Genomic DNA, 23,258 nt, shown 5'->3' with positions numbered 1-23,258 from the left:
ACCGCCTAACAATGGCGACCATGGCAACCGCCGCCCCGCTCTCCTTCGGCCATGCGGCATTGGCGCAGCGCCTCGTCGCCGAGCTGACGGCCAGCCTGCAGCCGGGCGCCGGCAGCAGCACCGAGCCGGCGCTGGTCGTGGGCGTGTTCGGCGAATGGGGCGCCGGCAAGAGCCGGCTGCTGCAGACCGTGGGCGAGGCCTTGCCACCCGGTGACGGCGAACAGGTGCTCAACGTCGTCGTGCCCTTCAATGCCTGGCGCTTCGAGCGCGAGGAGCATCTGCTGGTGCCGCTGCTGCGCGTCGCCCAGCAATGCGTGCGCAAGGCGCTCGAAGCCAGCCTGGGCGACGACATCCGGCGCAACGAGCTGCTGTCGGACCGGCTGACACTGCTGGGCGACCTGGCCCAGACCGTCTACCAGCACGGTGGCCGCGAGCTGCTGCAGACCGCGCTGGCGGCGCAGGGCGTGGCGCTGAAGCTGCCCGAGTTCAAGGCCGAGGCCGGCAAGCCGCAGCCCTCGGCCTGGGCGCGCTGGCGGCAGCGCCGCACGGCACTGCAGCAGGCGCGCCGCCTGACCACGCCGGTGGACCAGCTCAACAGCCTGTACTACGACTTCCTGGAGCACCTGCGCGCCGTCACCGGCCGCAACCCCAAGGCGCTGGCGCTGCACCGCGAGCGGCTCAAGTACCGAGGGCTGGGCTGGTGGCCGCGGCTGGTCTACCGGCTGCGCGCCAGCTGGCTCTGGCTCGGCACCGGCGAGCGGCTGCCTGACGCGGACTTCCGGCTCAACCTCATCTTTCTCGTCGACGACCTGGACCGCTGCCTGCCCGACAAGGCCGTGGAGGTGCTGGAGGCGATCAAGCTGTTCCTGGAGGTGGAGGGCTGCGCCTTCGTGCTGGCGCTGGACGAGGAGGTCATCGAGCGCGGCATCGCCCACCGCTACCGCGACTACGCGCTGCAGGGCAAGGAAGGCATGACGCCCATCACCGGCGCGGAGTACCTGGAGAAGCTGGTGCACCTGCCGGTGCGGTTGCCGCGGCCCACGGGTGCGGCAGCGCGCGACTTCCTGGCGCTGAAGTGGCCGGACTGGTTCGCCGACGCCTCGGCCCAGGCCAACGACCTGGCCACGCTGGTGGCCGCCATCACGCCCGGCGTGCCACGCAAGCTGTACCGCATGACCTCGCTGCTGGCGTTGGCCGAGGCGCTGGGCGCGGGCGACGCCAAGACGCCACGCCGGCGCGAATGGCTGGCCATCGTCTGCGCGCTGCAGCTGTTCGCGCCGGCGCTGTACCGGTTCCTGCGCCTGCACGGCGCGCGGCTGCTGATCACGCTGGCCGACTGGCGCAGCGACGCGCTGTTCCGCGACGTGGTGGGGCTGCGCCGGGCGCTGCAGCTGCAGGTGCTGGGCGTGGACTCGCCGGCGCAGCTGCAGTACCGGTTGGTGCTGCAGCGCCTGCCCGATCTGTGTGAGGCGGCCATGCAGAACCGCTCGGGCTTCGACCTGCTGGAGCTGCTGGCGCGCGTCGGTGAGCTGCACCAGAAGGCCGCGCTGACCGGCGCGCAGCTGGGCGCGCTGATGGTGTTCACCGAGGTCGAGGCGGCGGCGGAACCGGCCGCGGCCACCGTGGCCACGGTGCAGCCGCCCGATGCGCAGGCCCCGGCCACGATGCCGACGGCGCCTGCCGAGGCCCCCGTCGTGCCGCCCGTCTCAGCCGCTGCGGCGCCCGAGCCCACGGTCAAGCTGGTGGAGCGCGGCGAGGCGCCGCCACCGGCCGGCCCGCCGCAGGACGCCCGGCTGGAGAACGAGCGGGCGCTGGTGGAGGCGGTCAACTCCGGCGAACTGGAGCTGGTGCGGCTGGCCCTGTCGCGCGAAGGCGCGGCGCTGCGTGACCGCGTGATCTCGTATGCGCTGTGGGGCATGTTGCGCGCCAGCCGGTTGACCGAACAGCTGGGCGCCTGGGTGGCGCGCGGCGCACCGGCGGACCAGACCCAGTTCCTGCTGCAGGAGCTGCGCCCGCATCTGTCGCAGGTGGCAGCGCTGGACCTGCTGACACAGTTCGGCCGGCCCGTGCAGCGCGTGCTGAATCGGCCCGACTGGGCGCACGATGTGCGCCACGGTGACAGCCTCACGCTGCTGGCCCCGCCGCTGATCGCGGCGACGGACGTCTGGCTGGAGACCCTGCACAGCCATTCGGCGGACGAGTGGGTCATCCCGCGGGGTTGGGCCTGCACGACGCGGCAGCTGGAGCGCGCCTCAGCGGATGTCGGCGTCAGCCTGGGCTCGGACGCCCACTACGGCGTGCACGCGGCGCTGCACGTCGGCTGGCCCGATGGCGGGGGCGACGAGGCCCACCAGCGTCTGCGCTGGGTGCCGGCCGGCAAGCTGGCCATGGGCTCGCCCAAGGGCCCGCCGGAGGAGGGCGAGCTGCGCACGGTCAGCCTCAGCCAAGGTTTCTGGATCGCGGACACCGCCTGCACGCTGGCCTTGTGGAGCCGGGTGACGGGGCGACCGACGTCGGGTCAGGACGAGCGGCTGCCCGTCACCGGCGTCAGCGCCGCGGGGGCAGAAGGCTTCATCGCACAGCTGTCGCAACGGCTGCCGGGCTGCGACATCCGGCTGCCCAGCGAGGCCGAATGGGAGGCCGCGTGCCGCGCCGGCACGCGCACGGCCTACGCCTTCGGCGACGAAGTGGGGCCACCGCAGGTCAATGCGGAGAGTCGCTCGCTGCTGCCGGTCACCGACCTGCCGACCAATGCGTGGGGGCTGTTCCAGATGCATGGCAACGTCGCCGAGCTCTGCCGCGACCTGCTGGGCCCCGAGCAGCGCTCGCCCGAGGCCTGGGTGGACCCGGAAGGCCCGCCGGGCGCCGCCACCGGCATGCACGCGCTGCGCGGCGGGTCCTACCGCAGCAGCTTTGCGCAGACCCGCTCGGCGGCCGTCGAACGCATCGCCCGCGACGAGGTCCGTCCCGACGTGGGCTTTCGCTTCATCGTCCGCGCGAAGCCAACGGCCGGTCTGGCGGATCAGCCCCCGGCCTGAGCGGGCAGCGCCGGCCCCCAACCGAACGGCGCCGGCAGCACCGCCAGGATGCGCTGGCGCAGCGAGGCATAGGCCGCGTCGACCGGCTGGCCGGGGCGCGGCACCAGTGGGTCCTGGTGGCTGCCGAAGGCTTCGTCCAGCACGGCCCAGTCGTCGGCGCTGAAGCAACGCGCGGCGTACGGCAGCACCTCGGTCTCCTCGCGCTTCATGTGGCGCAGGTAGCGCGTGGCGTAGACCTTGAGCTGCTGCTCGAACTTGGGTCGCCGGCTGTCGCCCATCTGCTCCCAGGCCAGCAGGCTGTGCTGCAGCTCGCGGATGGCGCGTTCGCCCTGGGCATGGTCGGCCTCCAGCTCGTCCAGCGTCTCGCGCAGCTCGGGCGCCCGAGCGCGCAGCTTGGGGAACAGCAGCTCGCTTTCCTTTTTGTGATGCAAGCGTTCCGGAAATTCGTCGACATAGAAGAGCATGGCCCGCAGCGCCTCGAACTCGGGCGGCGTGCGGGCGCGGCGCTGCGCTTCGAGCAGCAGCGGCAAGGTGCGCAGCATCGCGGCCAGCGCGTCGTGCTCGGCGCGGATGACACGAACGGCCAGCGGCAGGGACGGGGTGGGCATGGCTGCGAGCGTCGCGCGCCGGCGACGGTCCTGCCTTGCGCTGGATCAAGCCCGGCGAGGTCACCCCCGTAAAATCCCTGGTTTTGCCCTTCAGCCCCACGAAAGCCCCGGCCATGACAGCAACGACCGCCTCCTCCACCCAAATGGCCAACGCGATCCGCGCGCTCGCGATGGACGCGGTGCAGGCGGCCAACTCCGGCCACCCGGGCGCGCCCATGGGCATGGCCGACATCGCCGTGGCGCTGTGGGGCCGGCATCTGCAGCACAACCCGGCCAACCCGCACTGGGCCAACCGCGACCGCTTCGTGCTGTCCAACGGCCATGGCTCCATGTTGATCTACGCGCTGCTGCACCTGACGGGCTATGCGCTGCCCATCGAGGAGCTGCGCAATTTCCGCCAGCTGCACAGCAAGACGCCGGGCCACCCGGAAGTGGGCATCACCGTCGGCGTCGAGACGACCACCGGCCCGCTGGGCCAGGGCGTGACCAACGCGGTGGGCCTGGCACTGGCCGAGAAGCTGCTGGCGCGTGACTTCAACCGCGACGGCCACACCATCGTCGACCACCACACCTACGTCTTCCTGGGCGACGGCTGCCTGATGGAAGGCATCAGCCACGAGGCCGCGTCGCTGGCCGGCGCGTGGAAGCTGAACAAGCTGATCGCCATCTACGACGACAACGGCATCTCCATCGACGGTCAGGTCGCGCCCTGGTTTGCCGACGACACGGCCAAGCGCTTCGAAGCCTATGGCTGGAACGTCGTCGGCCCGGTGGACGGCCATGACGTGGACGCCATCGACAAGGCCATCGCCAAGGCCAAGAAGAGCGCCGACAAGCCCACGCTGGTCATCGCCAAGACGGCCATCGGCAAGGGCTCGCCCAACCGCGCCAACACCAGCAAGGCCCACGGCGAGCCGCTGGGTGCCGAAGAGATCAAGCTGACCCGCGAGGCCATCGGCTGGGCGCACGAGCCGTTCTCGGTGCCGGCCGACGTCTACGCCGCCTGGGACGCCAAGGCCGCCGGCGACAAGGCCGAAGCCGCCTGGGACACCCGCTTCGACGCTTATGCCGAAGCCCACCCCGAGCTGGCCGCCGAGTTCCAGCGCCGCATGGCCGGCGTGCTGCCCGCCAACTTCGCGCAGAGTGCCGTGGACGCCGTCGTCAAGGCCCACGCCGAGGCGCAAACCGTCGCCAGCCGCAAGGCCAGCCAGCTGGCGCTGGAAGCCTTCACGCTGAACCTGCCCGAACTGCTGGGCGGCAGCGCCGACCTGACCGGCTCCAACCTGACCAACACGTCCAGCACGCCGGCGCTGCGCATCGCCGCCGACGGCACGCCCAACAACGGCCGCCACATCAACTACGGCGTGCGCGAGTTCGGCATGGCCGCGATCATGAACGGCGTCGCGCTGCACGGCGGCTTCATCCCCTACGGCGGCACCTTCCTGACCTTCAGCGACTACAGCCGCAACGCCATCCGCATGGCCGCGCTGATGAAGACGCGCGTCATCCACGTGATGACGCACGACTCCATCGGCCTGGGCGAAGACGGCCCGACGCACCAGTCCATCGAGCATGTCGCCAGCCTGCGCCTGATCCCGGGCCTGGACGTCTGGCGCCCGGCCGACACGACCGAGACGGTGGTCGCCTGGACCATGGCCATCGGCAACGCGCAGCGCCCCAGCCTGCTGGCCCTGTCGCGCCAGAACCTGACCTACTCGCCCAAGACCAACGTCGACGAGATCGCCAAGGGCGCCTACGTGCTGTTCGACCCCGTCAGCCCCAAGGGCAACAGCAAGGCCGAGGCCGTCATCATCGCGACCGGCTCGGAGGTGCAGCTGGCCATGGCCGCCAAGGCACTGCTGGCCGATGAAGGCATCAAGGTGCGCGTCGTGTCCATGCCGTCGACCAACGTGTTCGACCGCCAGGACAAAGACTACAAGAAGAGCGTGTTGCCCAAGGGCCTGCCGCGCGTGGCCGTCGAGATGGGTGTCAGCGACTTCTGGTGGAAGTACGGCGTGGACGCCGTCGTCGGCATCGACACCTTCGGCGAATCGGCCCCGGCCGGCGTGTTGTTCAAGCACTTCGGCTTCACGCCGGAGAACGTGGCGGCGACCGTGAAGGCGGTGCTGAAGAAGAAGTGACGCGCTGCGCGCTGATCCTGCGCTACAAACCTAACCCTACTTGTCAGGGGTTTGGATGTTCAAGATCGTCGTCGCGCTCACCGTGAGCCTGTGGCTGCAGGTCGGGCACGCGCAGACCGCGCTACCCGACCGCAGCGGCGATGTGACTCTGGCATGCCTGGCGCGGCCGGAGATTGCCTTGGCCTATCCGGACGAGGTGCTTAAGCAGCGGATCAACGGCTTCTTCCGGGTGCAGATGCGCTTCACCGAGGCAAACAAGCGCCCGGAGGTCGAAGTGCTGTACGAAGCGGGTTCGACGGGCCTGCGCGAAGCAGTGCTCGACTACGTTTCCCGCATGCGCCTGCCCTGCCTGAAGCCTGGCCAGACGGTCACAGCGCTGCAGGAGTTCTCCTTCGACGCGTTGGGCGTGGGCCGCGTGACATCACCGCCGCCACTGAATGTCCCGTCGAGTCAGGCGGCGTCATACACGCAATGCCTGCGCTCATCCGGTGCGCCACTGGAGCTGAGCGAGCCCAGCCAGCCGTCACGGTCCGTCAAGACCAGTAAGGACGGCAATCTGATCGCGGAGATCTACTTCAACGCCCCGGACCAGCCGCCGGAAGTGAAGGTGATCTACGACAGCATGTACGCCGCCAACCGGGACAGCATCCTCGAATACCTGTCGAAGTACCGGCTGCCATGCCTGCCCGAAGGCCGGCGGATCGGCATCGAACAGCAGTTTTCGGTCCATTGGAGCGGCAACTTGAAGTTCGCGTTCAACGACCTGTCCCTCGTCAAGTTCCTTGCTCTTGTGAAGGACCTGAACGCGCGACCGGTCGAATTCAATCTGGACACCATGGGCTGCCCGTTCCGCCTGCGCTGGAAGTTGGGCCGGCCGGCTACCGCCAACAGGGTGTACGAGGTGGGCGAGCCCAATGCCAACCGCCTGCCGCTATTGGCCTGGCTGCACGATCTGGAGCTGAACCTGACCAAGGAGCGGTTCGAAGGGCTGCTGGGCGCGGAACTGATGATCGACGTGCCTTGCGGGGTGATCAAGTTGGGCGAACCACCGGCCAAGGCGTCCTGAAATCGCCCCGAAACCTGCTCACGGCCCGGATCACCGAGAATCTCGCCCGACCAAGATTTTTCATCCTCTGGAGACTTTCCCATGACCATCAAGATCGGTATCAACGGCTTCGGCCGCATCGGGCGCATGGTGTTCCGTGCCGCCATCGCGAATTTCAAGGACATCGAGGTCGTCGCGATCAACGACCTCCTGGAGCCCGACTACCTGGCCTACATGCTCAAGTACGACTCGGTGCATGGCCGTTTCGACGGTGAAGTCTCGGTGGACGGCAACACGCTGGTCGTCAACGGCAAGAAGATCCGCCTGACCGCCGTCAAGGACCCGTCCGAGCTGCAGTGGGCCGCCGTCGGTGCCGACATCGTCGTCGAAGCCACCGGCATCTTCCTGGACAAGGCCGGCGGCGAGAAGCACCTGGCCGCGGGTGCCAAGAAGGTCATCTTCTCGGCCCCGTCCAAGGACGAGACGCCGATGTTCGTCTTCGGTGTCAACCACACCAAGTACGCCGGCGAAGCCATCATCTCCAACGCGTCCTGCACGACGAACTGCCTGGCCCCGCTGGCCAAGGTGCTGAACGACAAGTGGGGCATCAAGCGCGGCCTGATGACCACGGTGCACGCCGCCACGGCGACGCAGAAGACCGTGGACGGCCCGAGCAACAAGGACTGGCGCGGCGGCCGCGGCATCCTGGAGAACATCATCCCCAGCAGCACCGGCGCCGCCAAGGCCGTCGGCAAGGTCATCCCCGAGCTGAACAAGAAGCTGACCGGCATGGCCTTCCGCGTGCCCACCAGCGACGTGTCAGTCGTCGACCTGACCGTGGAGCTGAACAGCGAGGCGACCTACGCCGAGATCTGCGCCGAGTTCAAGGCCCAGAGCCAGGGCGCGCTGAAGGGCGTGCTGGGCTACACCGAGGACAAGGTCGTCGCGACCGACTTCCGCGGCGATGCCCGCACCTCCATCTTCGACGCCGAAGCCGGCATCGCGCTGGACAGCACCTTCGTCAAGCTGGTGTCCTGGTACGACAACGAGTGGGGCTACTCGAACAAGGTGCTGGAGATGGTCCGCGTGGTTGCGGCCTGATCGAGCCAACCCGAACGAGACAAGGGGCGCCACTGGCGCCCTTTTTCGTTTCTGGGACTAGAACGTCACCTTGACGGACGCCGCACTGCGCCTGGCCTCGCCGTGGAAGACGGCCTCGATGTTGTTGCCGTCCGGGTCCAGCACGAAGGCCGCGTAGTAGCCGGGGTGGTACGGCCGCTCGCCGGGCGCGCCGTTGTCCTGGCCACCGTTCGCCAGCGCCGCCTGGTGAAAGGCGTCCACCGCGGCCGGGTCCTTCGCCTGGAAAGCCAGGTGCACACGTCCCGTCAGCCGGCCCTGCGCGGCCTCGCTGCTGACGGTCGACACGAACAACTCGTCGGCCCAGAAGTAGCTGTCGCCCGTCCCGCCGAGGGGAATCTCCAGCACATTGAAGACCGCTTCGTAGAACTTCTGGCTGGCGGCCAGGTCGCGCACGACGAGTTGCAGGTGATCGATCAAGCGGCCGCGGTGCAGTTCCTGGGTCTCCATGGCGAACACTCCACTGGATGGTGAGAGGACCCGGGATGTTAGGTGGCCCGCCGGCCGGCGGCCCCGGCTTGATACGGTCTGAGACGATTTCGGCACCGCCCCGGGGATTGGCGCTAAGGTGCCCGCATGAAGACCCTTCGCGACCTCAACACGCCGCCCGCCCACATCCAGGGGCGCGTCGAAGCCATCGTCGTGCGCGGTGCGCCGCGCGACCCGGCGCGCCGCATCGAACAGACGGTGGCGCTGGCCGGCATCGGCCTGGCCGACGACCGGCTCGGCCAGCGCGGCGAGGCCGAACTGTCGACGCGCCAGGTCACGCTGATCCAGCAGGAGCATCTGCCGTTGATCGCGGCGTTCGCGCGCAGCGGCGCCATCGACCCGGTGGGCCTGCGGCGCAACCTGGTCGTCTCGGGCATCAACCTGCTGTCGCTGAAGAACGGCAAGCTGCGCGTGGGCGCGGCGCTGCTGCAGATCGTCGGCCCCTGCCAGCCCTGCTCGCGCATGGAGGAGGTCATCGGCCCGGGTGGCTATGCGGCGATGCGGGGCCATGGCGGCATGACGGCGCGCATCCTGGAAAGCGGGGCCATCGGCGTCGGCGACGCGGTGGTGGCGCTGGGCTAGGCGCTCGTGCGGCTGCGCGCCCGCTCCAGCGCCAGCTGCGCGGTGGTCGCGGCATTCAGCTGGCTCTGCAGGTACTGCGCCAGCCGTGGCTGCTGGCTGAAGGCGACGTTGAAGCGGATGTGCGGGTCACGCGCGCCGTCGGCCGCGAAGGTGGCGCCGCGCACCAGCAGGATGCCGTTGCGGAAGGCGTCCTTCACGACACTGTCCACGTCGACGCCGGCCGGCAGCGCGCCCCACAGGAAGAGGCCGCCCTCGCCGGGCTGCTCCAGCAGCACGCCGGCCTGGCGCAGCTGCTGCGTGGCGGCCGCACGCGCGCTGGCCAGGCGCTGCTGCAGGCGGTCCAGGTGCTTGCGCCAGCGGCCTGCGGCCAGCACTTCCAGCAGCACGAACTCGGCCAGTGCGCCGGTGGTCAGCACCGACAGGATCTTCTCGCGCATCAGCGCCTTGATCAGCGCCGGCTCGGCGGCCACATAGCCCAGACGCAGCGCCGGGCTCATGGCCTTGCAGAAGCTGGAGTAGTAGATGACGCGGTCCAGCCCCGACAGCTGCGCCAGCCTTGTGGGCGTGTTTGGCGTACCGGGGTGGAAGTGCCCCTGCACGTCGTCCTCGGCGATCAGGAAGCCGTGTCGCTGCGCCAGGATCAGCACGCGGTGCAGGTTGGCGGCCGTGCTGCCCCAGCCGGTGGGGTTGTGCAGCACGCTCTGGATGAACAGCAGCCGCGGCCGGTGCTGCACGCAGGCGGCGTCCAGCGCGTCCAGGTCGATGCCGTCGGGGCGGCGCGGCACGGGCACGATCGTCACGCCGGCCTGGCGCAGCCGGTCGAACAGCAGGAAGTAGCCCGGCGTCTCCACGGCCACCGTGTCGCCCGGGCGCAGCAGCGCGCGGCAGATCAGGTCGATGGCCTGCGTGCCGCCATAGGTCGTCAGCACGCGGCCGGCGTCCACGGCGATGCCCTGGCCGCGCAGCATGGTCGCGATGCGCTCGCGCAGCTCGGGCAGGCCTTGCGGCGGGCAGCGCGAGGCCATGCCGGCGCTGGCGCGCGCCAGGCCGCGCTGCACGGCGGCCGCGGGGATGGCGTCCTCCAGCCAGGTGGCCGGCAGCGCGCCGCTGCTGGCCAGCAGCACGCCGGCGCGCTGGTCGTTGGCCTGCTGGGCCAGCCACACGGCCTCCTGCTCCTCGCCCGCCTCCACGCGCACCGCGTCGGGCATCGCGTCGGCCGGGCCCTCGGCGACGAAGAAGCCCGCGGTGCCGCGCGAATCGATCAGCCCCGCGGCCACCAGCCGGTCATAGGCCACGACGACGGTGTTGGGGCTGACGCTGAGCCGCGATGCCAGCTGGCGGATGGAGTTCAGCCGCGCACCGGGCGGCAGCTGCGTGCTGGCGATCAGCGCATGCAGGCGCTGCTCGATCTGGTCGGTCAGCGGGATGGGTGAGTCGCGGTCCAGCGAGAACATCAGGCTCTAGCGCAGCAACAGGAAGGCCAGCACCGCCAGCGAGGCGGCCATGATGACATTGAACGCCCGGCGCCGCGCCGGGCTCGACAGGAAGCGGCCAATGCCCACGCCAAACAGCGCCCACATCGAGATGCACGGAAAACCGACCACCGCGCCGATGACGCTGACCAGCAGCGCGCCGGCCGGCACGCTGAGCTGCGTGGGCATGAAGACCGAGGCCACCGTGATCGCCTTGACCCAGCTCTTGGGGTTCACCGCCTGGAACAGCGCCGCCTGCGCAAAACCCAGCCGCTCGGCCGGGCGGCCTTGCACGACCGGGCTGCCGACGAGCTTCCAGGCCAGCACGAGCAGGTAGAGCGTGCCGGCCACGCGCAGTGTCGCGTGCAATGCCGGCCAGGCGACGAACAAGGCCCCCAGGCCCATGCAGGTCACGAAAGTCTGTACCGCGCCGCCGGCATTGATGCCCAGGATGGCCGGCAGCGTGCGCCGGTAGCCGTGGTGGGCGCCGCTGGTCACCAGCATCATGTTGTTGGGGCCGGGCGTGCTGGACATCAGCACGCAATAGCTCAGCAGGGGCAGCAACTCGTTCATGCGTGGCATTGCAGCGGCTGGCAGGGCCGGCGTGAAGGTACAGCGAGGCCTCGCGTGCGGTGTCCTGTGTCACCCCGCCGACCCGCACAGTGCGCCCTAGAACCCCAGGCTGACCGACCGGCTGGGGCAGTCCTACGCTTCGCCTTCCGTTGTTGCCGAGACCAGGAGGCCCCCATGCCCACCTCGTTGTCCGCTTCCCTCCGAGTTGCTGCCGCACTGCTGCTGGCCGCGGCCGGCACCGCGCAGGCCGATACGCTGGCCCCGGCTGGCGTCGCAGGCACGGTGTCCTTCAACTTGCAGCCGCCGGCGGGCCTCAACATCACCGGCTTCGGCGACTTCCCGCTCAGCGGTCCCGGCGGCTTGGTGCAGCTCAGCGCGGCGGCCATGCCCAGCCCCTTCCTGCGTGCCCAGGTGGACGTCGGGCCCAACTTCACCGGGCGTTCCAGTGCGCAGCTGATCTACCAGATGCAGGTCGTGGGGCCCGCCCAGAACGTGGGCGTGCATGTCGCCGTGGCGGGCAGCGCCTCGGGCTCGTCCAACACGACCGACCTGTTCTCGGGCTTCGCGATGAAGGCGCAGTGGCGGCTGGAGGACGTCACACTGGGCCTGGCGCCAGTCTTCAGCGAAGGCATCGACTCGGGTGCGCTGCAGGGCAGCTTCAACCAGAGCTTCGGCCACGTCGTCGACCTGACGCTGGTCGGCAGCCACATCTACCGCGTGACGCTGGTGGCCGACGCGTTTGCCGCCGCCGTGACAGGGCCCTCGGCCTCCGCCAGCGCCTACATCGACCCGGTGTTCTCCTTCGCGGCCGGCGTGGGCCAGGAGTACAGCTTCCAGTTCAGCGAAGGCATTGGCAACGCGCCGGTGCCGGAACCCAGCGCGTTGCTGCTGCTGGCGGCCGGGCTGGCCGTGCTGGGGTGGCGCCGCCAGCGCGCGGGCTAGCAGGCACTGCCGCACCCAGGCCCTACATTGCCGGCTGACTGCAATCAGCCGGGAGGGCATTTGGCCAGCGACACCACGGAACCGCCGCGCGCGGTGGGCTTCTGGGAAGCCCTGCGCTTCTGGCTCAAGCTGGGTTTCATCAGCTTCGGTGGCCCGGCGGGGCAGATCGCCATCATGCACACCGAGCTGGTGGAGCGGCGCCGCTGGATCAGCGAGCAGCGCTTCCTGCATGCCTTGAACTACTGCATGCTGCTGCCCGGCCCCGAGGCCCAGCAACTCGCCACCTACATCGGCTGGCTGATGCACCGCACGCGCGGCGGGCTGGTGGCCGGCGCGCTGTTCGTGCTGCCGTCGCTGTTCATCCTGATCGCGCTGTCCTGGGTCTATCTGGCGTACGGGCAACTGCCATTGGTGGCCGGCCTGTTCTACGGTTTGAAGCCCGCCGTGACGGCGCTGGTCGTGCATGCGGCCCACCGCATCGGCAGCCGCGCGCTGAAGAACGGCTGGCTGTGGGGCATCGCCGCGGCGGCCTTCGTCGCCATCTTTGCGCTGGACGCGCCCTTCCCGCTCATCGTGCTGGGCGCGGCCGCCATCGGCCACTTCGGCGGGCGGCGCGCGCCGCAGGTCTTTGCCCTCGGTGGCGGCCATGGCACGGCAAAGCAGGGCTATGGCCCGGCGCTGATCGACGACGACACGCCCACGCCGCCCCACGCGCTCTTCACCCGCAAGCGGCTGGCGCGCGTGCTCGCCATCGGCCTGGGCCTGTGGGGTTCGGCCATGGCCGGCCTGGTGCTCGCCTGCGGCATGCCGGGCGCGCTGACGCAGATGGGCTGGTTCTTCACCAAGGCTGCGCTGCTGACGTTTGGCGGCGCCTACGCGGTGCTGCCCTATGTCTACCAGGGCGCCGTCGATCACCACCACTGGCTGACCGGCGCGCAGATGATCGACGGCCTGGCGCTGGGCGAGACGACGCCAGGCCCGCTGATCATGGTGGTCGCCTTCGTCGGCTTCGTGGGCGGCTGGACCCAGCAGCTGTTCGGCCCGGACGCCCTTTTCCTGGCCGGCGCCGCGGCGGCCAGCGTGGTCACCTTCTTCACCTTCCTGCCGTCCTTCGTCTTCATCCTGGCCGGCGGGCCGCTGATCGAGTCCACGCACGGCAAGCTGCAGTTCACGGCGCCGCTGACGGCCATCACCGCGGCCGTGGTGGGGGTCATCCTGAACCTGGCCGTCTTCTTCGCCTGGCACGTGCTATGGCCCCAGGGCTTCAGCGGCCGCTTCGACGGGGTCTCGGCGCTGATCGCCATCGGCGCGGGCATCGCGCTGTTCCGCTTCAAGCTGGGCGTGATGCCGCTGCTGGCGCTGTGCGCGGTGGTGGGCCTGGGTGCCACCGCGCTGGGCTTGCGCGGCTAAGCCGTCTGGCCCGCCTCGCGGTCGGGTCCCGGGATAGCGGGCAGCGCCAGGCGCCTGTCGTTGATGGGCATAGCTGGCATCGTGTGCCGCCCACCGGCGCGGCGATCCACGAGGCCTTCGCGCCACAGCTTGGTCAGCGCCGGGATGAGTTCGATGACCACCAGCAGCCAGAACGTGGCCGAGATCGGGTTGCGGGACATCAGGCCCGCATGGCTCTGCTCTATCGTCGCGTTGTCTCGGTAGTACTGGGCCTCGAGGCGGTTGAGCCCGGTGGCCGCGGTGAGGATGTCGATGCTCGAAGGATCCTTGACCTCTTCGTAGGCCTTCTTGGCCTCGGCGATGGCGGTCGTGAGCTGCGCCTCCTCCGAGGGCGACAGCGCACAGTCTGTCGTGACCGAATGCTTGGCCTCGCTGAGTAAGGCCTTGATCCGCTCCGTCTGTGGTCCCACACAGACCTTGCCCGGACAGCCCTGGCTGATGGCCACGTCCAGCTTGGCGCGCAGATCCTCCACGGCCGTCTTGGCTGTCAGGCAAAGCGTGGCGCTCTGTCGATGCGCCTTCGCGTCGTCTAAGCGCTGGCGAGAAACGCTCAGCTGCATCTCGCGCGTGGCACGGGTCTGCTCCTGCTGCTGGACCAGGTCACGCTTGATGGCCCCGTGCATGATCAGCGCCGCGATCGGCACGGCGGTGAACTTGGCGACGATCAGCGCAATGACGATGCGCGCCAACGTCCGCACGTAGAGCGGCGTACGCCGCAGCCAGCTGTGCATGTCGTTGCCAACAACCGCCGCGACGCCATCCGGCGTGAACGGCGCGACGATCGACCGGTCCAGCGCCAGCACCAGCAGGCCATACAAGACAGCACCGACCACGGCCACCAGGACGAGCGCGATACCGTCCGAGCCGAACCCGGCGCCCGAGCTCAGCACCGCATAGCAAAACGCCATCGAGGACCAGATCGACACCGCGATCACCGCCAGCCCCATGTTCAGCTGGTACTTGGCCTGGATCGGGCCGTCCTTGTAACCGGTCTGCAAGCGGCTCAGATCACGCTGGTCGCACAGCGCGCACCACATCAGGATGGCATTCGCCCACCCAACGTGAGCGGCATCGTGAGCATGGGCAGCAACAGGGCCGGCCGGCTTGACGGGTTCGCCAGGCGGCTGTTTCCACTGCCGCCCGACCAGTTCGACCAGTAGTCGCAACAGCGAATTGCCAATCGAGCGGCTCCCAAACATGACCTTCAGCGACGCCGCGAGCGACACCGCCACGAGACCCACGAAAAGCACCGCGTTGGGCGCAAACGGCTTGGCCGCGTCCCAGCCGTCAGGAATGCTGCTGAAGAAATCTCCGGTGTCGCGGACCAGCACGACGAACCACGGCGGAGCGGTGATCACTTCACCGCCCCGCGCCGCTGAATCACCCATGATTTCCCATGGTCTCGCTTGTCGCAGAGCCATGCCCACAGCCCACCTGTCCAGCCCGAGAACTCACGCTTCGCGAGCTACCCGGGGTGAATGGGAACCCAGGCCGCGAGCGCGGGCAACCACGATTTTGTGGAGCAGGCCTACAGCGCGCTCAGCTGTACCAATACGACGGATATGCCCTGCGGCAGGCGCGGTGATACAGCACCGCTACCGCCACCATCACCAGCGCGCCAGACAGCGTCGGGAAGAACAGGAAGCCCCACTTGGGTGCCACCAGGAACACGATGACCGGGTTGGAGCCTGCCGGTGGGTGCATGGTGCGGGTCAGCATCATCACCGCCACCGACGCCGCGGCGGCCAAGGCGAGCGCCCACCAGGCGGGCCCGAACAGCGCCAGCGCCGCCAGGCCCACCGCCGTGCAGATGAAGTGACCGCCGATGACGCTGCGCGGCTGGGCGAAATGGATCTCCGGGAAGGTGAACACCATCACCGCGCTGGAACCGAAGGAGCCGAGCAGCAGCAGCACACCCAGGTTGAACGAGCCGATCGCCAGCACGCCAATGATGATGAACACGCCCACGCAGGCCATGACACCCTGGCTCAGCGTGTAGGTCGGTGCCCGAGTGGGCGGATGCGCGACGGGCGCCGGCGCGGGTGCGCGGGCCACGGCGCCGGGAGCAAGCTCGCTCATGGATGTCCTCGGCAGGTCAGACAGTCCCAGCAAGGAACGCGCCCGACCCAGGGCATAAAAAGAGGGGCAGGCCCGCGGGCTTGCCCCTGACAACGCCACCGACACCTCACAGCGGCGGCGTGGAGATCGTGAAAAGGGTGGGCAGCAGGCCTCAGGCCGGGTTGCTGGCCGGCGTGCCGGGGATGGCGCCCAGTTCGCCCGACTCGCGCGCCTTGCGGCCGTAGAAGAGTTCGAACAGCGGGCTGGCCATCATGGTCGTGACGACGGCCATCAGCACCAGCATGGAGAACAGGGCCGGGCCGATGATGCCCTTCTGCAGGCCGATGTTGATGATGATGAGCTCCATCAGGCCGCGCGAGTTCATCAGCGCACCAATGCCCAGCGCCGTGCGGTTGTCTTCTCCCGCCATGCGTGCGGCCAGGTAGCAGGCGCCGAACTTGGCCAGCACCGACGCAGCCAGCACGCCCAGCGCGATCAGCAGCAGCTGGACCGAATTGATCATGTCCAGCCGCGTGTTCAGGCCCGAGTAGGTGAAGAACATCGGCAACAGCAGGACGACGGCCAGCGGCTCGACCTTCTTCTTCAGCTCCGCAGCGAACAGGCCGCGCGGCATGACGGCGCCGAGGATGAAGCCGCCGAAGATGGAATGGATGCCGACGGCGTCCATGATGAAGGCCGACAGGCAGAACAGCGCCATCGTGATGCCCAGCACCGTCGTGCTCATCTCGCCCTCGCGCTCGACGATGCGGCCCAGCGGCGCCAGCAGCCTGCGGCCGAACAGCAGGATGAAGGCGGCGTAGATGACGCCACCACCGATGGCCAGCACGGCCACGCCGGGACCGGCACCGAAGGCGGCGAGCACCAGCGCCAGCACGCACCACGAGCAGGCGTCGTCGAACGCGCCCGCCGTCAGCGTCAGCGTGCCCAGCGAGGTGTTGGCCAGGCCGCGCTCGTTGATGATGCGGGCCAGCATGGGGAAGGCCGTCAGCGCGATGCAGGCGCCCATGAACAGCGTGGCGTTCGTCGTCGAGATGCCTTCGGCGAACAGCCCCGGCACGGTCAGCAGCAGCGGCGTGATCAGGAAGGCGATGAAGAACGGTGCGGCGATGCCGGCCATGGACACGCCGATGGCGCTCCTGGCCTTGGTCGCGAAGTGGTCCAGCCGCAGCGTCGTGCCGACCAGGAACATGTACAGACCCACGCCCAGCTGCGCGCCGGCGTACAGGACGTTCTTCATCTCCTTGGGGAAGATGGTCGCCTGCGCCTCGGGGAAGAACAGCCCCAGCAGCGACGGCCCCAGGATGACGCCGGCAATCATTTCGCCGACCACCTGAGGCTGCCCCAGGAACTTGCGGCCGGCCCAGCCGACGACGCGGCAGGCCAGCAGGATGATGGCCAGCTGCAGGAAGAAATGGACGCTGAAGTCCGCCGGCGAATAGGTCTTGGCGACCGCCGCAGCCGCGGGGCCGTGCTTGGCGAAGACGTCGCCGAGCAGGTCCAGCAGGTTGATGTCCAGAGCCATGGGTTGTTCCTCTTGATGTTCGCTGTCGTCGTCATCGCCGCCCTGCGCGGGCGTGCTGTACAACGTTGTCTCCGCAGATTGGTGAAAGCGCTGCCAATCTCGCAATGCACTGTGCCAGCAGTGTTTTCTCTGTCCATCCGGACGAGCAGTTGCGAGCCGACGTACCTACATCCCAATTGCAGACTTGCAGGTAGGTAGGTACATTCGCAAGCCTGATGAAGCTCCTCAGCAGCCGCGATTTCAACCGGGACGTCAGCCACGCCAAGCGCGCGGCGCAGGCCGAACCGGTGCTCATCACCGACCGTGGCCAGCCCACCCATGTGTTGATGAGCATTGCCGAGTACCGCCGCCTGACCGGCGAGGGCGAGAGCATCCTGGAGCTGCTGGCCATGCCCGAACCCGTGGCGCTGGACGCCACCGAGGCGGCGGCGGACGGGGCCTGGGACCACCGCGAGAGCGTCGACTGATGTACCTGCTCGACACCGGCATCGTGCTCGAACTGCGCAAGGCCCGCGCCGGCCAGTCCGACCCCGGCCTGGCCGCCTGGGCCGCGGGCATCGCGCGCCAGAAGCTCTTCATGTCGGCGCTCAGCCTGCTGGAGATCGAGAACGCCGCCGCGCGGCTGGGGCGCAAGGACCGCACCGCCGGCCTCGCCATGCGCGACTGGATAGACAACCGCGTGATGCCGGCCTTCGAGGGCCGCGTGCTGCCGGTGGATGCGGCGGTCGTGCGCCGCCGCGCGCAGCTGCCCTACGCCAACACGCGCGACGGCCTGCTGGCCGCGACCGCGCTGGAGCAGGGCCTGACCTTCGTGACCCACCGCGTGTCGGCCTTCCGCGTCGGCCGCGTGAAGCTGCTCAACCCGTCAGGCTATGTCGCCCAGGCCGCCGCGGAGGAGGACGAGGACTGGAGCCACGGCGCCCAGACCGGCCACCAGTGGCTGAAGAACCTCTATACCCGCGCATGACGAACAAGCGACGCATCCTCATCGTCGGCGGCGGCACGGCCGGCTGGCTGACCGCGGCCTACCTGGCCAAGGCCTTGAAGCTGTCGGAGCGCAGCCACCTCGAGGTGACCGTGCTGGAGTCGCCCGACATCAGCAGCGTCGGGGTTGGCGAAGGCACCTTCCCCACCATCCGCACGACGCTGCAATTCCTGGGCATCGACGAGGCCCGCTTCATCCGCGAAACCTCGGCGACGCTCAAGCAGGGCATCCGCTTCGTCGACTGGGCCCGCACGCCCACCGGCGGCCGGCACCAGCAGTTCTTCCATCCCTTCGAGGCGCCCTTCTACGCCGAGGACCTCAACCTCGTGCCCTATTGGCTGCTGCAGGACGAGGCCGGGCGCCTGCCCTTCGCCGAGGCCATGACGCTGCAGGCCCGCGTCGCCGAGGCGCACCGCGCGCCCAAGCGCGCCGGCGAGGCACCCTATGCCGCGCCCTTGAACTACGCGTATCACTTCGATGCCATCAAGCTCGCCAAGCTGCTGGCCGCGCGCGCCCGCGAGCTCGGCGTGCGCCATGTCGAAGGCACCGTGACGGACGTGTCGCTGGACAGCGCGGGGGCGATCGCCCACCTCGACACGGTCCAGCATGGCCGTTTCGAAGCGGAGCTCTACATCGACTGCACGGGCTTTCGCGCCGAGCTGATCGGCCGGGCCCTGGGCTCGACCTTCAAGTCCGTGCGCCACCAGCTCTTTGTCGACCGCGCGCTGGCCTGCAAGGTTCCGCTGGACGACCACGCAACGATGGAGAGCAGCACCATCGCCACCGCGCACGAGGCGGGCTGGCTGTGGGAGATCGGCCTGAACGGCGCGCGCGGCATCGGCTGCGTCTACGCCAGCGACCACCTCAGCGACGATCGCGCCGCCGACATCCTGCGCGCCTACTGCGGCGCGGGCCAGGAAGACCTCGCGATGCGCAGCATCCCCTTCACGCCCGGCTACCGTGAGCAGCAGTGGGTGAAGAACTGCGTTGCCGTCGGGCTGTCGGCCGGCTTCCTGGAGCCGCTGGAGGCGACCGGCCTGGTCCTCATCGAGGCGGCCGTCGGCATGATTGCCGAGATGCTGCCGCACAGCGGCCCCATCCACGCGCCGGCGCGGCGCTTCAACGAGCTGATGACGGCCCGCTTCGAGAACATCATCAACTTCCTGAAGCTGCACTACTGCCTGAGCCAGCGCACCGAACCGTTCTGGCGCGACAACGCCGTCGAGGCCTCCATCCCGGACCGGCTGGCCGGGCTGCTGGAGGAGTGGAAGATCCGGCCACCCGGGCGTTTCGACTTCGTGCTGGACACCGAGACCTTCGCCTTCTTCAACTACCAATACATCCTCTACGGCATGGGCTTCGCGACCGACCTCAGCGCCGGCCGCGACGATTTCCCGCAAGTGGAAGAGGCGCACAAGCTGTTCGCCAAGATCCAGCGCTTTGCGGACCGGGCGGTCGCTGACCTGCCCAGCCACCGCGCGCTGATCCAGCAGATCAACGCGCTGGCGGCGCGCTGAACTGGCGCGCCGCGAAGCGCCACACCATGCGCGACGCATCCGGCCCGTTGGCATCGCTGAAGCGCTGCCGCGCCGCGCCGCCGCTCCACGCATGGCCCAGGCGGTCGACCTGCACCAGCGTCGCGACGAGTTGGCGCGAGCGCTTGAAGTGGGTCACCTGCATCGGGTAGCGCTTGCCGCGCACCTGCGCCTGCGGCTCGCCTTCGCGCGCACCGCCGGCGGCCGACCACATCTGCGCGGCGGCACCCGCGTTGCGGGCCGACACGATGCCGTCGGCGTCGCCATGGATGACCATCAGCGGCGGCCAGGCCACGGCCGGCTCATCGACTGCCTGCGGCAGGCGCCGCCCCTGCATCGCGCCCACGGCGGACACCGGTGAGCTGGCCGTGCCGGGCGGGATGCCCGAGTGCATGGCCAGCGCCTTGAAGCGCTGCGGGTAGCGCGTGGCCAGAAGCGCCGCCATGCTGGCGCCCGCCGACAGGCCGGCCACCGCCACGCGCTCGCGGTCGGCCGCGTACAGCACGCAGACTTGATCGATGGCCTGCATGATCCAGGCCGCCTCGCCGAAGGCGCGACCCGACTGCGTGTCAAACCAGTTCCAGCAACCCTGCGCGTTGGACAGGCGCGGCTGCTCGGGGTACAGCACCAGGAAGCGCTCGCGCGCGGCGACCGCGTTCATGCGCGTGCTGTCGGCAAAGCTCTTGGCGTCCTGGTGGCAGCCGTGCAGCATGACCATCAACGGCAGCCGCTCGCCGAAGCGCGCGCCCGCGGGGCGGAACAGCCAGTAGCGCCGCGGCCCGGCCGGCGCCATGACGACGCCCATCAGCCAGCTGCCCGCGCCGGCCGGTGGCTTGCGATGCTCGCGCAGCGGCTTGGTCGCGCGCTGGAACAGCGCGGCGTTGCGCCTGAGCAGCGACGCCCACGAGGGCTGCTTCATTGGCAACTGGGGTCGTCAGGGGACTGCGAGCAGTCGACCTGCTCCAGGTCACCCGTCGTTGGGTGCTCGCGCAGCATCGCGTTGAGCTGGTCGATCTGACCCACCCAGTCGCCATCGTCCTGGTGCCACTGCTCGCGCAGGAAGGCCACCTGGCTCGCGCTCCAGAACGGCGCCTCCGACAGGTTCAGCGTCTGCGGCAGCGGCCGGTGCTGGCGGATGAACTGGCGGATCTGGGCGGGCGAATCCGGCAACCCCAACTGGGCGAAGAGTGCGGCCAGGTCGTGGTGGGTGGTGGTGTCCATAGCGCATCCTTTCAAGCCATGCCCAGGCGCGCGACGCGTATGCGCCGGCCGGGGCAAGGGCTTCACCTTAGGGCGACGAGGCGGCGCGCGGTGTCAGCGGAAGCCTCGTCCCGCTGCAGTGGCCGTCGATTCAGCGCCCCGTGGCCGTGTCGCGCGGCGCTGCGAGCGACTGCATGTCGGCCTGCGTGACCAGGCTGCCCGGCGCGACGCTGTGGGTCAGCCACACGTTGCCGCCGATGACCGCGCCGCGGCCGATGGTGACGCGGCCCAGCACGGTGGCGCCGGCGTAGATGACGGCACCGTCCTCGACGATGGGGTGGCGCGGCTGGCCCTTGAGCGCATGGCCGTCGCCATCGGTCGGGAAGCTCTTCGCGCCCAGCGTGACGTTCTGGTAGATGCGCACGCGCTCGCCCAGCACCGCCGTCTCGCCGATGACGACCCCGGTGCCGTGGTCGATGAAGCAGCCCGCGCCGATGCGCGCGCCGGGATGGATGTCGATGCCGGTGTCGGCATGCGCCAGCTCGGCGATGACGCGCGCGATCAGCGGCAGGCCCAGGCCGTATAGCTGGTGCGCAAGGCGGTGGCTGATCAGCGCCCGCACGCCCGGGTAGCACAGCAGCACTTCGTCGACGCTGCGCGCCGCGGGGTCGCCCTGGAAGGCCGCGAGCACATCGCTGTCCAGCAGCTCGCGCACGGCGGGCAGCGTGCGCAGGAAGCGGCTGGCCAGCTCGGTGGCATCGGCCGCTGGCACGCCGTCGCCGCGCTGGCGGGCGTCGTGGCGAAGCTCCAGCGCGGCCTGCTGGCGCAGCGTGGCCATGGCCGCGCCCAGCGTGTGCCCGACGTAGAAATCCTCGCCCTCGGGCTGCAGCGTGGGCGGGCCCAGGCGCATCGGGAACAGCGCGCCCGCCAGGCTCTGCACCATCGCGGCCAGCAGCTCGCGTGACGGCAGTTCGCGGCCGTCGTCGCCGCGGCGGTGGGCGTCCCGCCAGCGGCGGCGCGCGGCACGCAGTGCCTCGACGACGGCGGCGAGGTCCTCGCCCGTGGCGGGCGGCGGGGCGGGCGGTGTGGCTTGGGTCATGCGGGCCTCGGAATCAGGCTTGCAATATGCACGAAGTCCGCTCGTCCGTCAGCGGGCCGGGGTTCAGAGGACTCACGGCCCGGCGCGGCCTTGTCCGACAGGCAATCCCCGCTCGCGACCTAAGTTAGGGAACGCGGACACGACAAGCGTGGCCCGCGTTCTCTCAAACTTCCAGGAGCCATCCATGTCGAACATCAATCGAACGGGCAGCAACCAGAACAACCAGAGCCAGCAAGGCGGCAACGCCAGCAACAGCGAGCGCAACCCCAACCGCCAGCAGGAGCAGTCGGGCTCGCCGAGCCACCGCCAGGACCAGCAGGGCAGCGGCAACCAGGCCTCCCGCGAGGCCTCGCCACAAAAGCCGCCCAAGGCCGACCAGCAAAGCCGCAAGGGCAGCTGAGCCCCGAAGGGCTGATGCCTCGTGAACGCCATGGCGCTCGCCCCCGCGGGCGCCATAGCGTTTCTCGAAGGGTCGCGCCGCGACATGTAAGCAGCGCGACCTCCTACAGCCCCGGCCACGTGCAGGGCGCATCGTGGCCCTGGCCTGGCAGCAACCGCTTCGGGCAAGCCGCAACCCATTCCCCAAGCCCCCCGCAGGAGATACACCCATGCCCACCGCACCCCGTTCCAGCACCACGAAGACGACCGGCCGCACGACCACCGCGCCCCGCCGCACGGCCGCCCCCAAGGACGCCGTGGCCATGCTGCGCGAAGACCACAAGACGGTCAGTGCGCTGTTCGAGGAGTTCGAGAAGGCGCGCTCGGTCAGCCGCAAGAAGCAGATCGTCGCCACCATCTGCCACGAGCTCACCATCCACGCGACGCTGGAGGAAGAGATCTTCTATCCCGCGTTCAAGGCCGCGCTGAAGGACAAGGAGCTGGTGCCTGAAGCCGTCGTCGAGCACGCCTCCGTCAAGGAGCTGATCGCGCAGGTGCAAGACCAGGAACCCGGCGGCGAGGACTATGACGCCAAGGTCAAGGTGATGGGCGAGTTCGTCAAGCACCACGTGAAGGAAGAGCAGAACGAGATGTTCCCCAAGGCCAAGAAGGCCAAGCTGGACCTGGTGGAACTGGGCCAGCGCATGGCCCAGCGCAAGCAGGAGCTGCTGCTGGTGCATTGAGTGAGCGGCGGCCCCTGCCGGCCGTCCGGATCACCTTCCCTCGTTGGAGTTCTCATGTCAGACGACAAGTCCAAGAGCGGCGGCCAGGACCGCCAGCGCATCAACGTGCACGAGGCCTATGAGCTGCGCGACTGGGCCGCGAAGTTCGGCGTCACGCAGGAGCAGCTCAAGGCCGCGGTGGCCCGAGTGGGCGATCGCGCCGACGAGGTCGAGCGCTTCTTGAAGCACCCGGGCGGCTGAG

General features: G+C 69.5%; 23 protein-coding genes. 13 read left to right on the top strand and 10 right to left on the bottom strand.

The features are described from left to right. The first annotated feature begins 20 nt into the window (after nucleotides 1-20). A complete protein-coding gene (locus AC1D29_RS17800; RefSeq protein ID WP_477899780.1) occupies nucleotides 21-3,038 on the top strand; it encodes an SUMF1/EgtB/PvdO family nonheme iron enzyme in 3,018 nt (1,005 codons plus the stop codon). Here AC1D29_RS17800 and AC1D29_RS17795 read toward each other — a convergent pair. Beyond that, complete coding sequence (locus tag AC1D29_RS17795; protein WP_477899778.1) at nucleotides 3,023-3,646, bottom strand: hemerythrin domain-containing protein; 624 nt, start codon at nucleotides 3,644-3,646, stop codon at nucleotides 3,023-3,025. The two genes, AC1D29_RS17800 and AC1D29_RS17795, sit on opposite strands and share 16 nt — an antisense overlap. Nucleotides 3,647-3,759: 113 nt before the next feature. Here AC1D29_RS17795 and tkt point away from each other — a divergent pair, with 113 nt between their 5' ends. From tkt to gap, 3 genes are all read left to right on the top strand, one after another. Next, nucleotides 3,760-5,787: a transketolase gene (gene tkt, locus AC1D29_RS17790; RefSeq protein ID WP_477899776.1), complete on the top strand. Its 2,028-nt coding sequence runs from the start codon at nucleotides 3,760-3,762 to the stop codon at nucleotides 5,785-5,787. A gap of 55 nt (nucleotides 5,788-5,842) precedes the next feature. After that, on the top strand, nucleotides 5,843-6,853 hold the full coding sequence (locus tag AC1D29_RS17785; protein ID WP_477899774.1) for an energy transducer TonB: 1,011 nt from the start codon (nucleotides 5,843-5,845) through the stop codon (nucleotides 6,851-6,853). A gap of 81 nt (nucleotides 6,854-6,934) precedes the next feature. Then, the gene (gene gap, locus AC1D29_RS17780) at nucleotides 6,935-7,933 is read left to right on the top strand and encodes a type I glyceraldehyde-3-phosphate dehydrogenase (protein ID WP_477899772.1); all 999 of its coding nucleotides are present in this window, start codon (nucleotides 6,935-6,937) and stop codon (nucleotides 7,931-7,933) included. Between the two features lie 57 nt (nucleotides 7,934-7,990). On the opposite strand, the gene AC1D29_RS17775 is transcribed toward gap, so the two are convergent. Then, nucleotides 7,991-8,419, bottom strand: coding sequence for a VOC family protein (locus AC1D29_RS17775; RefSeq protein WP_477899770.1), 429 nt, complete (start codon nucleotides 8,417-8,419; stop codon nucleotides 7,991-7,993). Nucleotides 8,420-8,545: 126 nt separating this feature from the next. On the opposite strand from AC1D29_RS17775, the gene AC1D29_RS17770 reads away from it, so the two are divergent. Further along, nucleotides 8,546-9,040, top strand: coding sequence for an MOSC domain-containing protein (locus AC1D29_RS17770; protein ID WP_477899768.1), 495 nt, complete (start codon nucleotides 8,546-8,548; stop codon nucleotides 9,038-9,040). On the opposite strand, the gene AC1D29_RS17765 is transcribed toward AC1D29_RS17770, so the two are convergent. Continuing rightward, nucleotides 9,037-10,494, bottom strand: coding sequence for an aminotransferase-like domain-containing protein (locus AC1D29_RS17765; RefSeq protein ID WP_477899766.1), 1,458 nt, complete (start codon nucleotides 10,492-10,494; stop codon nucleotides 9,037-9,039). The genes AC1D29_RS17770 and AC1D29_RS17765 overlap by 4 nt on opposite strands. Nucleotides 10,495-10,500: 6 nt before the next feature. Further along, nucleotides 10,501-11,085, bottom strand: coding sequence for a LysE family translocator (locus AC1D29_RS17760; RefSeq protein WP_477899764.1), 585 nt, complete (start codon nucleotides 11,083-11,085; stop codon nucleotides 10,501-10,503). A gap of 174 nt (nucleotides 11,086-11,259) precedes the next feature. On the opposite strand from AC1D29_RS17760, the gene AC1D29_RS17755 reads away from it, so the two are divergent. Both AC1D29_RS17755 and chrA read left to right on the top strand, forming a co-directional pair. Then, nucleotides 11,260-12,027: a PEP-CTERM sorting domain-containing protein gene (locus tag AC1D29_RS17755; protein ID WP_477899762.1), complete on the top strand. Its 768-nt coding sequence runs from the start codon at nucleotides 11,260-11,262 to the stop codon at nucleotides 12,025-12,027. 60 nt (nucleotides 12,028-12,087) lie between these two features. After that, on the top strand, nucleotides 12,088-13,437 hold the full coding sequence (gene chrA / locus AC1D29_RS17750) for a chromate efflux transporter (RefSeq protein ID WP_477899760.1): 1,350 nt from the start codon (nucleotides 12,088-12,090) through the stop codon (nucleotides 13,435-13,437). On the opposite strand, the gene AC1D29_RS17745 is transcribed toward chrA, so the two are convergent. From AC1D29_RS17745 to AC1D29_RS17735, 3 genes are all read right to left on the bottom strand, one after another. Next, nucleotides 13,434-14,864: a DUF4407 domain-containing protein gene (locus AC1D29_RS17745; protein WP_477899758.1), complete on the bottom strand. Its 1,431-nt coding sequence runs from the start codon at nucleotides 14,862-14,864 to the stop codon at nucleotides 13,434-13,436. The two genes, chrA and AC1D29_RS17745, sit on opposite strands and share 4 nt — an antisense overlap. Before the next feature lie 151 nt (nucleotides 14,865-15,015). Continuing rightward, nucleotides 15,016-15,555: an HPP family protein gene (locus AC1D29_RS17740; protein ID WP_477899756.1), complete on the bottom strand. Its 540-nt coding sequence runs from the start codon at nucleotides 15,553-15,555 to the stop codon at nucleotides 15,016-15,018. 151 nt (nucleotides 15,556-15,706) lie between these two features. Next, nucleotides 15,707-17,077, bottom strand: coding sequence for a cation:proton antiporter (locus AC1D29_RS17735; RefSeq protein WP_477899754.1), 1,371 nt, complete (start codon nucleotides 17,075-17,077; stop codon nucleotides 15,707-15,709). Nucleotides 17,078-17,292: 215 nt separating this feature from the next. Between AC1D29_RS17735 and AC1D29_RS17730 the strand changes: the two genes are divergently transcribed. From AC1D29_RS17730 to AC1D29_RS17720, 3 genes are read left to right on the top strand one after another with little or no spacing between them, the layout of a single operon-like run. After that, a complete protein-coding gene (locus AC1D29_RS17730; protein ID WP_477899752.1) occupies nucleotides 17,293-17,544 on the top strand; it encodes a type II toxin-antitoxin system Phd/YefM family antitoxin in 252 nt (83 codons plus the stop codon). Continuing rightward, on the top strand, nucleotides 17,544-18,044 hold the full coding sequence (locus AC1D29_RS17725) for a PIN domain-containing protein (protein ID WP_477899750.1): 501 nt from the start codon (nucleotides 17,544-17,546) through the stop codon (nucleotides 18,042-18,044). The genes AC1D29_RS17730 and AC1D29_RS17725 overlap by 1 nt, the downstream gene beginning before the upstream one ends. Next, nucleotides 18,041-19,579: a tryptophan halogenase family protein gene (locus tag AC1D29_RS17720; RefSeq protein WP_477899748.1), complete on the top strand. Its 1,539-nt coding sequence runs from the start codon at nucleotides 18,041-18,043 to the stop codon at nucleotides 19,577-19,579. The genes AC1D29_RS17725 and AC1D29_RS17720 overlap by 4 nt, the downstream gene beginning before the upstream one ends. On the opposite strand, the gene AC1D29_RS17715 is transcribed toward AC1D29_RS17720, so the two are convergent. The 3 genes from AC1D29_RS17715 to epsC form a co-directional block, all read right to left on the bottom strand. Continuing rightward, nucleotides 19,557-20,516, bottom strand: coding sequence for an extracellular catalytic domain type 1 short-chain-length polyhydroxyalkanoate depolymerase (locus AC1D29_RS17715; protein ID WP_477899746.1), 960 nt, complete (start codon nucleotides 20,514-20,516; stop codon nucleotides 19,557-19,559). The two genes, AC1D29_RS17720 and AC1D29_RS17715, sit on opposite strands and share 23 nt — an antisense overlap. Further along, a complete protein-coding gene (locus AC1D29_RS17710; RefSeq protein WP_477899744.1) occupies nucleotides 20,513-20,818 on the bottom strand; it encodes a DUF2789 domain-containing protein in 306 nt (101 codons plus the stop codon). The genes AC1D29_RS17715 and AC1D29_RS17710 overlap by 4 nt, the downstream gene beginning before the upstream one ends. Nucleotides 20,819-20,948: 130 nt before the next feature. After that, nucleotides 20,949-21,896 carry a serine O-acetyltransferase EpsC gene (epsC, locus tag AC1D29_RS17705; protein ID WP_477899742.1) on the bottom strand — a complete coding sequence of 316 codons (948 nt, stop codon included), beginning with the start codon at nucleotides 21,894-21,896 and terminating at the stop codon, nucleotides 20,949-20,951. Between the two features lie 184 nt (nucleotides 21,897-22,080). Between epsC and AC1D29_RS17700 the strand changes: the two genes are divergently transcribed. The 3 genes from AC1D29_RS17700 to AC1D29_RS17690 all read left to right on the top strand — a co-directional run bounded on the left by AC1D29_RS17700 (nucleotide 22,081) and on the right by AC1D29_RS17690 (nucleotide 23,257). Further along, a complete protein-coding gene (locus AC1D29_RS17700; RefSeq protein WP_477899740.1) occupies nucleotides 22,081-22,296 on the top strand; it encodes a hypothetical protein in 216 nt (71 codons plus the stop codon). Nucleotides 22,297-22,504: 208 nt separating this feature from the next. Next, nucleotides 22,505-23,017 carry a hemerythrin domain-containing protein gene (locus AC1D29_RS17695; RefSeq protein WP_477899738.1) on the top strand — a complete coding sequence of 171 codons (513 nt, stop codon included), beginning with the start codon at nucleotides 22,505-22,507 and terminating at the stop codon, nucleotides 23,015-23,017. Nucleotides 23,018-23,071: 54 nt separating this feature from the next. Further along, nucleotides 23,072-23,257 carry a DUF3606 domain-containing protein gene (locus AC1D29_RS17690; protein ID WP_477899736.1) on the top strand — a complete coding sequence of 62 codons (186 nt, stop codon included), beginning with the start codon at nucleotides 23,072-23,074 and terminating at the stop codon, nucleotides 23,255-23,257. Nucleotide 23,258: the final 1 nt, after the last annotated feature.

This window comes from Roseateles sp. P1_C6, from assembly GCF_056406315.1.
Note: the sequence above shows the minus strand (reverse complement) of the source record. Positions and strands in the feature narration are given on the sequence as shown.

Bases quoted from the DNA above. Each gene is read 5' to 3' on its own strand.
- AC1D29_RS17800 (WP_477899780.1), top strand. From the start codon at position 21: ATGGCAACCGCCGCCCCGCTCTCCTTCGGCCATGCGGCATTGGCGCAG.
- AC1D29_RS17795 (WP_477899778.1), bottom strand. From the start codon at position 3,646: ATGCCCACCCCGTCCCTGCCGCTGGCCGTTCGTGTCATCCGCGCCGAG.
- tkt (WP_477899776.1), top strand. From the start codon at position 3,760: ATGACAGCAACGACCGCCTCCTCCACCCAAATGGCCAACGCGATCCGC.
- AC1D29_RS17785 (WP_477899774.1), top strand. From the start codon at position 5,843: ATGTTCAAGATCGTCGTCGCGCTCACCGTGAGCCTGTGGCTGCAGGTC.
- gap (WP_477899772.1), top strand. From the start codon at position 6,935: ATGACCATCAAGATCGGTATCAACGGCTTCGGCCGCATCGGGCGCATG.
- AC1D29_RS17775 (WP_477899770.1), bottom strand. From the start codon at position 8,419: ATGGAGACCCAGGAACTGCACCGCGGCCGCTTGATCGATCACCTGCAA.
- AC1D29_RS17770 (WP_477899768.1), top strand. From the start codon at position 8,546: ATGAAGACCCTTCGCGACCTCAACACGCCGCCCGCCCACATCCAGGGG.
- AC1D29_RS17765 (WP_477899766.1), bottom strand. From the start codon at position 10,494: ATGTTCTCGCTGGACCGCGACTCACCCATCCCGCTGACCGACCAGATC.
- AC1D29_RS17760 (WP_477899764.1), bottom strand. From the start codon at position 11,085: ATGAACGAGTTGCTGCCCCTGCTGAGCTATTGCGTGCTGATGTCCAGC.
- AC1D29_RS17755 (WP_477899762.1), top strand. From the start codon at position 11,260: ATGCCCACCTCGTTGTCCGCTTCCCTCCGAGTTGCTGCCGCACTGCTG.
- AC1D29_RS17745 (WP_477899758.1), bottom strand. From the start codon at position 14,864: ATGGGTGATTCAGCGGCGCGGGGCGGTGAAGTGATCACCGCTCCGCCG.
- AC1D29_RS17740 (WP_477899756.1), bottom strand. From the start codon at position 15,555: ATGAGCGAGCTTGCTCCCGGCGCCGTGGCCCGCGCACCCGCGCCGGCG.
- AC1D29_RS17735 (WP_477899754.1), bottom strand. From the start codon at position 17,077: ATGGCTCTGGACATCAACCTGCTGGACCTGCTCGGCGACGTCTTCGCC.
- AC1D29_RS17730 (WP_477899752.1), top strand. From the start codon at position 17,293: ATGAAGCTCCTCAGCAGCCGCGATTTCAACCGGGACGTCAGCCACGCC.
- AC1D29_RS17725 (WP_477899750.1), top strand. From the start codon at position 17,544: ATGTACCTGCTCGACACCGGCATCGTGCTCGAACTGCGCAAGGCCCGC.
- AC1D29_RS17720 (WP_477899748.1), top strand. From the start codon at position 18,041: ATGACGAACAAGCGACGCATCCTCATCGTCGGCGGCGGCACGGCCGGC.
- AC1D29_RS17715 (WP_477899746.1), bottom strand. From the start codon at position 20,516: ATGAAGCAGCCCTCGTGGGCGTCGCTGCTCAGGCGCAACGCCGCGCTG.
- AC1D29_RS17710 (WP_477899744.1), bottom strand. From the start codon at position 20,818: ATGGACACCACCACCCACCACGACCTGGCCGCACTCTTCGCCCAGTTG.
- epsC (WP_477899742.1), bottom strand. From the start codon at position 21,896: ATGACCCAAGCCACACCGCCCGCCCCGCCGCCCGCCACGGGCGAGGAC.
- AC1D29_RS17700 (WP_477899740.1), top strand. From the start codon at position 22,081: ATGTCGAACATCAATCGAACGGGCAGCAACCAGAACAACCAGAGCCAG.
- AC1D29_RS17695 (WP_477899738.1), top strand. From the start codon at position 22,505: ATGCCCACCGCACCCCGTTCCAGCACCACGAAGACGACCGGCCGCACG.
- AC1D29_RS17690 (WP_477899736.1), top strand. From the start codon at position 23,072: ATGTCAGACGACAAGTCCAAGAGCGGCGGCCAGGACCGCCAGCGCATC.